We start from the raw sequence: 14117 nt of genomic DNA on the forward strand, positions 1-14117 counted from the left end.
TATTTTTTATAACAGATTTATTAAAGAAACTACTTTCATACAATTGTATTTGCTTTCTTTATAGTAGTAGTATAGTATATAGAAAGAGCGTACACAATGCTTATACAACAGCATGGTTACGGTTTCATTTTATGAATATACTTTCACAGGAGCGTGAGATTATGGCTAAAATTTACCATTTAAATCGTTTATTTCCCAATAGCAACTTTCGCGATGGAGATGAAAAAATAATAGAGAACATTATCGAAGCAATTAAAAGCAAATCCGTCATCGATATTCGTAGTATTGCACAAATGAACTATACCTCCCAATCTTCAATCAGTCGATTATCAAAAAGAGCAGGTTTTAATAATTTCAAAGAATTCATTTTTTTCCTTTCAAATGAATTTTCATATAAATCCATAAATCAATTGGAAGCCTTACCCTTTGTGATGGTAAATCAAGACTGGGATCAAATAGATAGTTATTTTAATAATGCTTTTTCAAATAAAAAAATCTACTTATTTGGTGAAGGATTTTGTCAAACCCTAGTTAATTATACTTATCGTAAATTACTCTTGAAAAAAATTTATGCTATTGATTTAGAAGGTGTTGAAATCGGTTTGGTGTCAGATCAAACCCCTTACACCTTAATTACATTTTCCCAATCAGGTGAAAACAAAAACGGTTTGCTCAAAATGGAGGAATGTAAGAAGTATGGTGGTAAAGTTATTGCTTTGACAGCTACGGAAAACAGTAGCTACACCGTAAAAAGTGACCTTTCATTTATCGTAGAAAGTGGATCCACTAGTATAGATCATGAAAATCAGAATTTAAATTACTTTTTCGGTAACTGTTTAAATTTAATGGAATATCTCATTAATCGTTACACAAAAACACCAAAAGCATAAATCTTTTTGATTTGTACTTTTGGTATTTTCAAAATGCAAATAAAAATAAAACCGAGAAAGCTCATATCTATGGCTTTCTCGGTATTTTATAGTTTATTCAAATTCAATAGTTGCAGGTGGTTTTCCTGTGCAATCATACATTACACGGTTAACACCCTTAACTTCATTTACAATTCTAGTTGTTACTTTTCCAAGTACTTCCCATGGAAGATCTGCTGATTCTGCTGTCATAAAATCACTTGTAGTTACTGCACGAAGAACTACTGCATAATCATAAGTTCTTTCATCTCCCATTACTCCTACTGAGCGCATATTAGTAAGTGCTGCAAAGTATTGGCCTAGTTCTTTATCAACTCCAGCATTAGCAATTTCTTCTCTGTAAATTGCATCTGCATCTTGAACTATTCTAACTTTTTCAGCTGTTACTTCACCAATTATACGTATTCCAAGACCTGGTCCTGGGAATGGTTGTCTGTAAACTAGTTTTTCTGGTATTCCAAGCTCTAAACCAGCTTTACGTACTTCATCCTTGAATAATAATCTTAATGGTTCGATTATTTCTTTAAAATCAACATAGTCTGGAAGTCCTCCAACATTATGATGTGATTTTATAACTGCTGATTTTCCTAGACCACTTTCAATTACATCTGGATAAATAGTTCCTTGTACTAAGAAATCTACTGCACCTATCTTTTTAGCTTCCTCTTCAAATACTCTTATGAATTCTTCACCAATTATCTTTCTCTTTTGCTCTGGCTCTTCTATTCCTTTTAACTTTTCGTAGAATCTTTCCTGAGCATTTACACGTATAAAGTTAAGATCGTATTGTCCATTAGGTCCAAATACTTCTTCAACTTCATCTCCTTCATTCTTACGAAGTAAACCATGATCAACGAACACACAAGTTAATTGACTTCCTACAGCTTTTGAAAGTAATACAGCAGCTACAGATGAATCAACCCCACCTGATAATGCACATAATACTTTACCATTTCCAACTTTTTCACGTACTTCTTGAATTGTTTTCTCTACAAATGAATCCATTTTCCAATCACCAGAACATTCACAAACATTATATAAGAAGTTTGATATCATCTTTGTTCCTTCTTGTGTATGCATAACTTCAGGATGGAATTGAACTGCATATAATTTCTTTTCTGGACACTCCATAGCAGCAACTGGACAAACTGGAGTATTAGCTACAGTCTTAAATCCTTCTGGAGCTTTTTCTATGTAATCTGTGTGACTCATCCAACAAATAGTAGATGCTGATACTCCATCAAATATCTTTGAATCTACATTAACATCAACCTTTGTCTTTCCATATTCGCTTACAGGAGCAGTAGCAACCTTTCCTCCAAGCATATGAGCCATTAATTGTGAACCGTAACAAATTCCAAGTATAGGTATTCCAACTTCAAATAAAGCTTTATCACATAAAGGAGAATCTTCCCCATATACACTATTTGGTCCACCTGTAAATATTATTCCCTTTGGATTCATTTCTTTTATTTCATCGATGCTTAAAGTATGTTGGTGAACTTCACAATAAACACCACATTCTCTAACTCTTCTAGCTATCAATTGGTTATATTGTCCACCGAAGTCAACAACTAAAATTAATTCTTTATTCATGGGTTACCTCCAACCTTTTGTTTATTATCTACTAATTATAAGTTTAAATTAAAAAGTGAAAGAATGAAAGAGTGAAAAAATTATGGTAATTATTCAACTATAGTTGAATAATTAAATTTCATTTTCCAATAACTCAGTCCGTCTGAGTTACTTCATCAACTCTTTCACTGATATTTAAAATTTTAATTTTAAATGAATTTTCATTCTTTCACTTTTCCCTATAACTCAGTTCGCTTGAGTTATCTCCTTAATTATCTATTATTCATTGTCAATTATCAATCGTCTTTTACTTGCTGTAGTTTGGTGATTCTTTAGTAATATTAACATCATGTGGATGGCTTTCTCTTATTCCTGATGCTGTTTGAACTACAAATTTTGAATTTTCATATAAATCCTCTAAAGTAGGTGCTCCTAAGTATCCCATTCCTGATCTTATTCCACCTAATAATTGATAAATTGTATCTGCTACAGCACCTTTAAATGCAACTCTTCCTTCAACGCCTTCTGGTACAAACTTCTTAGTTCCATTTTGAAAATATCTATCACTTGATCCCTTTTCCATTGCTCCAAGTGATCCCATTCCTCTATAAACTTTGTAGCTTCTTCCTTGATATATTTCCATTTCCCCTGGTGCTTCTTCACAACCTGCAAACATTGATCCCATCATTGCAACAGATGCTCCACCCGCTAATGCTTTAACTATGTCTCCTGAGTATTTTAATCCTCCATCTGCAATTACTGGAACTCCATGTTTTCTTCCTTCTTCCGCACAATCCATAACTGCTGTTAATTGAGGAACTCCAACACCTGCCACGATTCTTGTTGTACATATTGATCCTGGTCCTATACCAACCTTAACACAATCTGCTCCTGCTTCTATTAAATCTCTTGTAGCTTCAGCAGTTGCTACATTTCCAGCTATAATTTGAAGTTCTGGATATTTAGCTTTTATTTTTCTTACTCCATCCATAACTCCTTTTGAATGCCCATGAGCTGTATCTAATGTAATAACATCAACATTAGCTTTAACTAAAGCATCTACCCTATCCATCATGTCTTTAGTTACTCCTACTGATGCTCCACATAACAATCTACCTTTTTCATCTTTTGCTGCATTTGGGAAAGCTTTTACTTTTTCTATATCTTTAATAGTTATTAATCCTTTTAAGTTGTTATCATCATCAACTAAAGGAAGCTTTTCTATTTTATGTTTCTTTAATATTTCAAGGGCTTGTTCTAATGTAGTTCCTTCTCCAGATGTTATTAGTGGGCTTTTTGTCATAACTTCAGAAACTAATCTATCATAATTTGTTTCAAAAACTATATCTCTATTAGTTATTATTCCAACTAATTTAGTTCCTCTAGTTATTGGAACTCCTGATATTCTATATTGAGCCATAAGTTCTTGGGCTTGTCTTATTGTATGATTTTCAGATAAGAATATAGGATCTGTTATTACTCCATTTTCTTGTCTTTTTACTCTATCAACTTCTTTAGCTTGATCTTCTATAGTCATATTCTTATGAATTATTCCTATTCCACCTTCTCTTGCAATTGCAATAGCCATCTTAGATTCTGTTACAGTATCCATACTTGCACTCATTAATGGAATATTTAATGTTATTTTTTTTGTTAATTTAGTCTTTAAGCTAACCTCATTAGGTAAAACCTCTGATTTATTTGGTACTAATAATACATCGTCAAAAGTATAAGCAGTTTTAATAATTGTTGCCATTAGTCTTCCCCCTTAAAATGATTTTTTTCTTTCATTATTTTCAATTTATGAATTAAATATTTCTTTTCATTCCTATTTTTATGTATAAAAAAAGACATACTAATCTTCTAAGTGAAGTTAATATGCCTAAAACACTATATGACAAATATAGGTATAGTATATCAAAATCACTCATAGTCGGAAATTTAAGGTTTCCGGTAGATACTCTCTGCCATATTCAGAGGATATACGAGTTATTTATGTCTGACTACTTTTAATTTATAGATATTATATATCTACACCATTTCATTGTCAATAAGTTTGCAATTTATATTTCAAGTAAAATTTATCAATTGATGGCAATCATTCTCCCAAATCTATTGAATAAATCCCACTATTGTCTAAAGAAAGTCTTTTTAAATTATTTTCTGCTGGAGTATAGGTTGAATCGAATACTAATGCAACTCTATAATAATTTTGAGCTACCCTTTTATTCCCAATTAATTCTTCAATAACTCCAAATAGATTTTCTATCTCGGCATTGCTGCTATCCATTACTAAAGCTTCTTTTAAATATAACTCAGCTTTAGAATATTCCTTATTTATTATAGCCTCTCTAGCTTCTTTTATATATTTCTTTAAATCATGATTAGCTTTTAATATTTTTATCTTGCTCTTATAGCATTTTTCATTATATTCCATACTTACCTCCTATATCCTAATATAATAGAAGATCATTAATTTAGTTTAATATTGTATCCTTACAAATCTATATCCAACCCCTATATGAGTTTGTATATAAGTATTCTTTTCACAATTTTTCTCTATCTTCTTTCTTAAAGTAGCCATAAAAACCCTTAATGATGGGACTTCACTTTCATATGCTACCCCCCATATCTCTTTTAAAATATAGGTATGAGTAAGAACCTTTCCTACATTTTTGGCTAACAAACATAAAAGTTTATATTCTATTGGAGTTAAATGTGTTTCTTCTTTTCCTACAAAAACACATCCTGATACATAATCTATCTTTAAATCTCCATTTATAAATTCAGTACTTTCTTCTTTTTTTGTATTATCATAATTCATCTTTCTAATAGCAACTCTAATTCTTGCAAGAAGTTCATCTACACTAAATGGTTTAGTTAAATAATCATCTGCACCAGAATCCAAAGCTTCTATCTTATCTTTATCTTCACTTCTAGCACTTACAACTATTATTGGGCAATTAGACCAAGCTCTTATTTTCTTTATTATATCAACCCCATCTATATCAGGTAATCCTAAATCTAATATAATGATATCAGGCTTATGTGATGTCGCTAGTATCATTGCTTGCTCCCCATTTTCTGCTGTAAAGCAGTTATAAGAATGAATATCTAATGTAGCAGATATAAAATTTCTTATTGCCTTATCATCCTCAACTACTAAAATTGATACCTTCATCATTTACCTCCACTTGTGATAATGTAAACCCTATTATTGTTCCATTGGGTTTATTATTTTTAACATAGATTTCTCCATCATGAGCCTTTATTATAGACTTGCAAAGCGCAAGCCCTAATCCTAACCCTCTTCTACTATCACCTTTATTTCCATCAACAGTAAAGAACATGTCAAAAATACACTCTTGATTTTGTTTACTTATTCCTGCACCATAATCTGCAACTTCTACTATTACTTTTTTACCTTTAGTAAACACATTTATTTGAATTTCTGTTCCTGGCTCAGTATATTTAATTGCATTATCTACTATATTTATCATAACTTGGACTATTAACCTTACATCTACATCTACCATTAATAAATCATCTTTTAAATTGACTTTAACTTTATAATCTGAAATTTTACGATTTACATGTTCAAGTGCTTCATTTATTATTTCTTCAATTAATTGTGGTTCAGTATTTAATTTCGCATTTCCATTATCTAATCTAGAAACTGATAATAAGTTTTCAACTAAATTTATTAACCAAACTGAATCATCATAAATATCTGATATTAACTTTTTCTTCGTTTCTTCATCAAATTCATTATTTAATATAGAACTGGCACTTCCAGATATACTAGTAAGTGGTGTTCTTAAATCATGGGAAACTGCCCTTAATAAATTTGCCCTGAACCTCTCATTTTCAGCTTGCATTAAGGCATTTTTCTTAGATTCATTTAAAATATATTTCTCTATTGCAAATGAAATTTGACTAAGCATTGCTTCTAATAATGACTTCTCTCCGCTATCAATATTTTCATTTTCTCTCATAACTATTCCTATTACAACCATAACATCATCTTGCCCAATAAGTGGTATATACATAGCTTTAGCACCTGGAAGTGTATCCGTACTAATCCCTGCTCGTTTTCTATTTTTTATTACCCAACTAACTACAGCTTTTTCATCTTCACTTGTATATTTCCTATCTATTTCACTGCCATCCTCATATTTATAATTATATATACGCTTTATATTTTCATTATCTACTTCATATATTATAATTGGATTTTTTAGAAACTTATATAATTGCCTTTGAGCTGTTAATATTATATCTTCTAAATTGTTAGTTCTTTCCAAATTCCTACTTGCTTCTAATAATATATTTGTTCTATTAGCAATAACAGCTGATACATTTGCTTGATATTTAACTTTGTTAGTTAATGTGCTTGTAACTAGTGCAGATGTTAGCATTGTAATAAACGTAACTAGATATCCTGGGTCATAAAAATCAAGTGAAAACCTTGGGTCTGTAAAAAGAAAATTAAATAATATTACACTTGCTAATGAAGCTATTCCTCCATAAATAATTCCATCAGTTTTATTTGATATTAATAAAACACCAAGTATAAAAACTGTTATTACATTAGCTTCACTAAATCCAAGACTATATAAAATTGCACTTATTCCTACAGATAGTGCTAGTATTCCTAGTGTTTTTACTATATCAGAACTTGATAGCTTTATATTTTTAACTTGATACTTTCTTTTAGCTACAATATCTTCACTATCTGGTATAACGTATAAATCTATTTCTGGAGCTAACTCTATAATTCTATCTACATATCCTAACTTAGACCTTAACAAAAACTTTCTTCTTTTTGTTCTTCCAAGTATTATCTTTGATACGCCACTTAATTTTGCAAATTCTGCAACTTGATATGGCACATCATCTCCATATACAGTTTCTACCTTTGCACCTAAATCTTCAGCAAGCTTTAAATTTTCTCTAAGCTTTTGAATATTTTTTTCACCTAACTCCTTTGAAACTATTGTTTCTACAAAAAGAGCTGTAAACTCAGCATGAAAAGCTTCCGCCATTCTAGCTGCTGCTCTTATAACTTTAGTATTTGAAGGTGATGAGCTTAAACATACTAATATATGCTCATTAGTATGATATATCCCTTTGCTATAGCTCTTATTAACAGTAACTTCTTTATTAACTCTATCAGCAGTTTCCCTTAATGCAATTTCACGTAATGCAGCTAGATTTTCTCTTGTAAAAAAGTTGTTCAGTGCCCTTTTGGCTTGCTTTTCCCTGTATATTTTACCTGCATTTAATCTATCTATAAGATCTGAAGGCTCTATATCAATAAGCTCAACTTGAAATGCATCATTGAAAAATCTATCTGGCACTCTTTCCTTTACTACAACATGAGTAATTGATGCAATTATATCATTTAAACTTTCTATATGCTGAACATTAACTGTTGTATAAACATCAATACCTGCACTTAACAACTCTTCTATATCACTATATCTCTTCTTATGCCTTAGTCCATGTGCATTTGTATGTGCAAGCTCATCTACTAATATTAATTCTGGCTTTCTTTCTAATGCTCCATCTAAATCAAACTCTTTTAAAGTTATTCCTTTATATTTAACTTCAAGTTTTTGTAAAAGTTCTAATCCATCTAAAAGAGCTAAAGTCTCTGGTCTTGTATGTGGTTCTATATATCCAACTACTACATCTACTCCAGCTTTCTTTGCAGCATGAGCAGCATCCAGCATAGCGTAGGTTTTACCTACACCAGCTGCATAACCAAAAAATATTTTTAACTTTCCTCTTTGATTTTCCAATTCTTCTTCATTAATTTTTCTTAGTAATTCTTCTGGATTAGGACGAGTTTCATTCATTTATAGCACCCCTGTTTTTAATTAATAATTGATAATGGATAATTGCCCATTCTCCATTGTTATAGATTTCCATCTAAGGCAAGATTAACTTGTAATACATTTACAGTTTCTTCTCCAAATACTCCAAATGTTCTTCCCTTTGTGTATTTTTCAATTATTTGCTCTACTTCATCAGTACTTATATTACGTGCCTTTGCAATTCTTTCTACTTGATATTCAGCTGCTACAACTGAAATATGAGGATCAAGTCCACTTCCTGATGATGTAACTAAATCTACTGGAATAGGTTCATCTTTTTTATCAGGATTTGATGCTTTTATTTTTTCTATTCTCTCACTTACTAGCTTTTCATATTCCTCACTTGCAGGACTTAAATTTGAAGGAGCTGCATACATTAAAACTTCTCCATTTTCATTTGTAAATGTACTTGTATCTAAATTCATTACACGTCCCCACAAATATTCATCTCCAGTGAACTCCTGAGCAAGTAATACACTACCATATTTCTTTCCATTAACTTCTATAATACTACCATTTGCTTTTTCTTTAAATAGTAACTGTGAAGCACCTGTTATAAAAACTGGATATATTAATCCACATATTATCATAAATACTAGTATAAATTTAAATGCTTTACTTATAACTTTCATAATTTATACCTCCTATTATACTAAACCAAGCATAGTTATTATTATATCTATAATCTTTATTGCTACAAATGGGGCTATTATTCCTCCAAGACCATATACTAAAAGATTTCTTGATAATAACTTACTAGCTGGAACTTCTCTATATTTTACACCTTTTAATGCTAATGGAATAAGCGCTATTATTATTAAAGCATTATATATAACAGCTGAAAGTATTGCACTTTCTGGACTACTTAATTTCATTATATTTAGTTTTTGTAATTCAGGGTAAAGACCTAAAAATAACGGTGGTATTATGGCAAAGTATTTTGCTATATCATTTGCAATACTAAATGTTGTTAATGATCCTCTTGTCATTAAAAGCTGCTTACCAATTCTAACAATTTCTATAAGTTTAGTTGGTGATGAATCTAAATCAACCATATTTCCAGCTTCCTTTGCTGCTTGAGTTCCTGTATTCATTGCAACAGCTACATCTGCTTGCGCTAAGGCTGGAGCATCATTTGTTCCATCACCTGTCATTGCAACTAAATGACCTTTCTTTTGAAAATCCTTTATCATATCTAGCTTTCCTTCTGGTGTTGCTTCTGCCAAGAAGTCATCAACTCCTGCTTCTGCTGCTATTGCTGCTGCAGTAAGTGGATTATCACCAGTTATCATTATAGTTTTAATCCCCATTTTTCTAAGATCTGCAAACTTTTCTTTTACCCCTTGTTTAACTATATCTTTCAAGTGTATTATTCCTAATACCTTATTATTTTTAGCAACAACTAAAGGAGTTCCCCCAACCTTAGCTATTTCTTTAACCTTTTCTTCACATTCCTTTGAAAAGAAACCGCCTTTTTCTAAGACATATTTTTTAACTGCATCTGAAGCTCCTTTTCTTATTTCATTTCCATTAAAATCTACTCCACTCATTCTTGTTTTAGCTGTAAATTCGATAAAAGTTGCATTAAGACTACTCATATCTCTTCCTCTAATACCAAACTGTTCTTTAGCTAAAACTACTACACTTCTTCCCTCTGGAGTTTCATCTGCAAGAGATGCTAATTGAGCTGCATCTGCTAATTCTTTTATATCAACTCCATCAACTGGTATAAATTCACTAGCTTGACGATTTCCAAGAGTTATTGTTCCAGTCTTATCTAACATTAATATATCAACATCACCAGCTGCTTCAATTGCTCTTCCACTCATTGCTAAAACATTTGCTTGATTTAGTCTACTCATTCCAGCTATACCTATTGCTGATAATAAAGCTCCTATAGTTGTCGGTGCTAAGCAAACTAATAATGCAATTAAGGAAGTAATTGAAGTGCTGTTTACCATACCTGCTTCATTAGAAATAAATACTGAGTAAGTGTATAAAGAAACTGTTACTATAAGAAAAATTATTGTAAGTGATACTAGTAATATTTCAAGCGCCTTTTCATTTGGTGTTTTCTTTCTAGCCGCTCCTTCTACCATAGCTATCATTTTATCCATAAAGCTTTCACCAGGATCATTACTTACTTTAATTACTAGCCAGTCAGAAATTACTGTTGTACCACCAGTTACTGCACTTCTATCTCCACCACTTTCACGAATAACAGGTGCTGACTCTCCTGTTATTGCACTTTCGTCAACTGAAGCTGCACCATCAATAACATCCCCATCTGCTGGAATTTGATCTCCAGCAAAAACAATAACAATATCGCCTTTTTTAAGTTCTGTTGAATTTACTTTTACAGCTTTATCTTTTTCTTTTGCTGATGGTATTTTGCTTGCTACAACATCCTTTTTTGCTGAACGTAATGCATCTGCTTGAGCCTTTCCACGTCCTTCTGCAATTGCTTCTGCAAAGTTTGCAAATAAAACTGTAAACCATAGTAAAACTGTTATTCCTAATATGAATCTTGGAGAATTATCTTTAATTCCAAGTAAAGCTACAAAATATAGAATAGTTGTTATAATAGAAGCTATATATACTATAAACATTACAGGATTCTCTTTTTGTATCTTAGGATTTAACTTTGCAAATGAATCCTTTATTGCTCTTTTAACCATTTTCTTATCAGATAAAATACTATTATTATTTTTCATATATTATCCCCCCATTCTATCCTATCATTTGGAAGAATTCAGCTATTGGTCCTAATGCAAGTGCTGGAAAGAAACTTAATGCTCCAACTAAAAGTACTACAAACACTAAAAGACCTATAAACAATGCATCATGTGTTGGTAATGTTCCTGCACTTACTGCTACCTTCTTCTTTTTAACTAATGAACCTGCAATAGCAAGTGTTGCTATCATAGGTACAAATCTTGCAAATAACATAACTAGTCCAATACTAACATTTATAAATGGTGTATTTGCTGAAAAGCCTGCAAAAGCTGATCCATTATTCCCACCTGCTGAAGAATATGCATAAAGCATTTCTGAGAAACCATGTGCACCTGAGTTATTAAGACTATCTATTACACTTGGAACTACTGACGCTATACCACTTCCTATTAGTGTTGCAATTGGTGTTGCAAGGCAAACTAACATTGCCATCTTCATTTCAAATGGTTCTATTTTCTTTCCCAAATATTCAGGAGTTCTTCCTACCATTAAACCTGCCATAAACACTGCTATAATTGCAAAAGCTAACATTCCATATAATCCACAACCAACTCCACCAAATACAACTTCCCCTAGCTGCATAAGTAACATAGTTACCATTCCACCTAAAGGAGTATAACTATCATGCATTGAGTTTACTGATCCATTAGATGCTGCTGTTGTAAATGCTGCCCATGTAGAAGAAGATGCTATACCAAATCTACTTTCTTTCCCCTCCATATTTCCACCTGCTTGATTTATTGTAGATACATCTACAACTCCACTTTGAGCAAGCTGAGGTGTTGCATTAGCTTCATTTACTGCTATTACTGAAAGAGCAATAACTAACATTAAAAACATTGCAATAAATATTGCTCTACCTTGCCTCTTATCCTTAATATTTCTTCCAAATGTAAAACATAAAGCTGCTGGAATTAATAATATTGATATCATTTCTACTGCATTTGAAAAAGGTGTAGGATTTTCTAATGGATGAGCTGAGTTAACTCCAAAGAATCCACCACCATTAGTTCCTAATTGCTTAATTGCAATTTGGCTTGCTGCTGGTCCTTGTGGTACAACTTGTTTTGTTATAACTGTTCCATCTTCAAGAGTTATAGGTTGTAATAATTCAACTTCTTGGTATTCTGAAAAGTTTTGCACAACTCCTTGAGATGCTATTAATAATGATACAACTATTGATAATGGCATTAAAATATGAATTATACTTCTTGTAGCATCCACCCAGAAGTTTCCTATAGTCTTTCCTTTCACTCTAGTAAACCCTCTTATAAGTGCAAATAAAACTGCTATACCAACGGCTGCTGATACAAAGTTTTGAACTGTTAATCCGAGCATTTGAGTTAGATAACTTAACTGACTTTCTCCTGAATAAGATTGCCAATTTGTATTAGTTACAAAACTTGATGTTGTATTAAAACTTAAATCCCAAGTAACTCCTTTAATACCTTCAGGATTCAAAGGTAATATACCTTGTACTATTTGTAATAAAAATAAAATTACAAATCCTATAACACTAAAAGCAATTATTGAAACTGAATACTTTTTCCAATCCATTTCCTCATCTTTATCTATTCTTAATATCTTGTATATAAAGTTTTCTATTGGATTTAATATTTTACTTAAGAAAACTTTTTCTCCATTCATTACCTTCCCAATATACTTTCCTAATGGAATAGCTAGTACAACTAAAATTATCAAATATAATGAATACTGTATTATTGAGTTAATCATTCATTATCACCTCTTAATAAAATATAAGTTAAATAAACAAATAGCGATAAGGCTACTAAACCAATTAAACTAGTAACAACTATCATTATTTCCTTCCCCCTTTCATCTAAAATTATATAAAAATCCATATAAAGATAGTGTTAGGATTAATAAGGATGACATTAAGATTGTATAAAGATTATTTTGATTGTACAAAAAAGGAGGTCGTGTTTCGCGACCTCCTTAAAAAGTATCTATTATTTTTGGTATATTACTTTTCCAATTTCCCTTGCTCTACTACCAAGGATAATTGCCTTCTCTATTTCTAGGAATCTTATTAGTGTATTAATAATATAATTTATATCTTTATCTAGTAATCCATACATTTCCTATAATTCCTTCTCTAATTTATCATGAATTCTTTTCAGTTCTTTGCTTCCATCTTATATTTTTAATTTCACCGTGGTTAAATATTCCAATATAATTAAAATAAATTATCATTAAGCATATATACATATTATCATATCCTATAAAATTCTTAGTTAAAACTAAGATAATATAAATGATAAGTTATTTCAAATTCAAGGGTATAACGAAATGGTCTGCCCCCTAAAAAGTAGACATTGTTAAAAAGGATATATCATTGTGAATTACAAAAATGGCTTCGATATTTAATTGGAGCCATATTTTTTAACCTTTTTTGAAATCTAATATTATTATAAAAATTTATATATTCATCTATAGAGTTGATTACTTCTTCTTCTGAATTATAGTTGCTTAAATAAATACATTCACTTTTTAAGTGGCTAAAAAATGATTCTATACAAGCATTATCATGGCAATTTCCTTTTCTAGACATACTTTGGATTATTTTATTTTCCTTTAATATAGTATTATATAATCTTGAAGTATATTGAATGCCTCTATCGCTATGCAATATTGCGCCGTCCAGCTTATTCTTAGCCAGTGTATCTATAATTGTATTGATTACTAAGTCATTGTTGTTACTAGAGCCTATTTTATAAGTTAATATTTCATTGTTATATAAGTCCATAATTGCTGATAAATATAATTTTTTATTGCTCTTGTATTTAATTGTTGTTATATCCGTTACTAGCTTAGAGCTAGGAGTAGTAGCTTTAAAGTCTCTATTTAGTATATTATCTTTTATAATTACTCCTTCGACAAGCGGAGCGAAAAATTTCTTCTTTGCTCTAACTTTTGATCTTAATCCCAATGACTTCATAATTCTATAAACTTTTTTATGGTTAATAATTATATTGTA

The 14117-nt window shown here is 30.9% G+C and carries 10 protein-coding genes and 1 riboswitch; of the genes, 1 reads left to right on the forward strand and 9 read right to left on the reverse strand.

The features are described 5' to 3' along the window. Positions 1-161 precede the first annotated feature (161 nt). On the forward strand, positions 162-890 hold the full coding sequence (locus J2Z25_RS11390) for a MurR/RpiR family transcriptional regulator (RefSeq protein WP_209740582.1): 729 nt from the start codon (positions 162-164) through the stop codon (positions 888-890). Positions 891-983: 93 nt separating this feature from the next. Here the strand turns inward: J2Z25_RS11390 and guaA are convergent, their stop codons facing one another. The 9 genes from guaA to J2Z25_RS11435 all read right to left on the reverse strand — a co-directional run. After that, a complete protein-coding gene (gene guaA / locus J2Z25_RS11395; RefSeq protein ID WP_209740585.1) occupies positions 984-2525 on the reverse strand; it encodes a glutamine-hydrolyzing GMP synthase in 1542 nt (513 codons plus the stop codon). Between the two features lie 286 nt (positions 2526-2811). Beyond that, positions 2812-4260 (reverse strand): IMP dehydrogenase, encoded by a 1449-nt coding sequence (gene guaB, locus J2Z25_RS11400; RefSeq protein ID WP_008680931.1) that lies wholly within the window; start codon positions 4258-4260, stop codon positions 2812-2814. A gap of 154 nt (positions 4261-4414) precedes the next feature. After that, a riboswitch (purine riboswitch) is annotated at positions 4415-4512 on the reverse strand. A gap of 90 nt (positions 4513-4602) precedes the next feature. Continuing rightward, on the reverse strand, positions 4603-4941 hold the full coding sequence (locus J2Z25_RS11405) for a hypothetical protein (RefSeq protein ID WP_209740586.1): 339 nt from the start codon (positions 4939-4941) through the stop codon (positions 4603-4605). A gap of 45 nt (positions 4942-4986) precedes the next feature. Then, a complete protein-coding gene (locus tag J2Z25_RS11410; protein ID WP_209740589.1) occupies positions 4987-5685 on the reverse strand; it encodes a response regulator in 699 nt (232 codons plus the stop codon). Further along, on the reverse strand, positions 5660-8365 hold the full coding sequence (locus tag J2Z25_RS11415) for a sensor histidine kinase (protein WP_209740592.1): 2706 nt from the start codon (positions 8363-8365) through the stop codon (positions 5660-5662). The genes J2Z25_RS11410 and J2Z25_RS11415 overlap by 26 nt, the downstream gene beginning before the upstream one ends. A 59-nt stretch (positions 8366-8424) precedes the next feature. Beyond that, entirely contained in the window at positions 8425-9015 is a 591-nt protein-coding gene (gene kdpC / locus J2Z25_RS11420) for a potassium-transporting ATPase subunit KdpC (RefSeq protein ID WP_209740594.1), read from the reverse strand. A gap of 15 nt (positions 9016-9030) precedes the next feature. Continuing rightward, positions 9031-11097, reverse strand: a complete 2067-nt coding sequence (gene kdpB / locus J2Z25_RS11425) for a potassium-transporting ATPase subunit KdpB (RefSeq protein ID WP_209740596.1) — start codon at positions 11095-11097, stop codon at positions 9031-9033. Positions 11098-11113: 16 nt separating this feature from the next. Continuing rightward, the gene (gene kdpA, locus J2Z25_RS11430) at positions 11114-12853 is read right to left on the reverse strand and encodes a potassium-transporting ATPase subunit KdpA (RefSeq protein WP_209740598.1); all 1740 of its coding nucleotides are present in this window, start codon (positions 12851-12853) and stop codon (positions 11114-11116) included. A 619-nt stretch (positions 12854-13472) separates the two neighbouring features. Then, positions 13473-14117 (reverse strand): IS3 family transposase (locus J2Z25_RS11435; protein WP_209740601.1); only part of this gene is annotated, 645 nt, incomplete at its 5' end.

It is taken from the genome of Clostridium tertium (assembly GCF_017873245.1).
In the GTDB taxonomy this organism is placed as follows: Bacteria; Bacillota; Clostridia; order Clostridiales; family Clostridiaceae; genus Clostridium; species Clostridium tertium.

Excerpts from the sequence above, each read along its gene's own strand:
- guaB (WP_008680931.1), bottom strand. The coding sequence starts at position 4,260 with ATGGCAACAATTATTAAAACTGCTTATACTTTTGACGATGTATTATTA.
- kdpC (WP_209740594.1), bottom strand. The coding sequence starts at position 9,015 with ATGAAAGTTATAAGTAAAGCATTTAAATTTATACTAGTATTTATGATA.
- kdpA (WP_209740598.1), bottom strand. The coding sequence starts at position 12,853 with ATGATTAACTCAATAATACAGTATTCATTATATTTGATAATTTTAGTT.
- guaA (WP_209740585.1), bottom strand. The coding sequence starts at position 2,525 with ATGAATAAAGAATTAATTTTAGTTGTTGACTTCGGTGGACAATATAAC.
- J2Z25_RS11390 (WP_209740582.1), top strand. The coding sequence starts at position 162 with ATGGCTAAAATTTACCATTTAAATCGTTTATTTCCCAATAGCAACTTT.
- J2Z25_RS11405 (WP_209740586.1), bottom strand. The coding sequence starts at position 4,941 with ATGGAATATAATGAAAAATGCTATAAGAGCAAGATAAAAATATTAAAA.
- kdpB (WP_209740596.1), bottom strand. The coding sequence starts at position 11,097 with ATGAAAAATAATAATAGTATTTTATCTGATAAGAAAATGGTTAAAAGA.
- J2Z25_RS11410 (WP_209740589.1), bottom strand. The coding sequence starts at position 5,685 with ATGAAGGTATCAATTTTAGTAGTTGAGGATGATAAGGCAATAAGAAAT.
- J2Z25_RS11415 (WP_209740592.1), bottom strand. The coding sequence starts at position 8,365 with ATGAATGAAACTCGTCCTAATCCAGAAGAATTACTAAGAAAAATTAAT.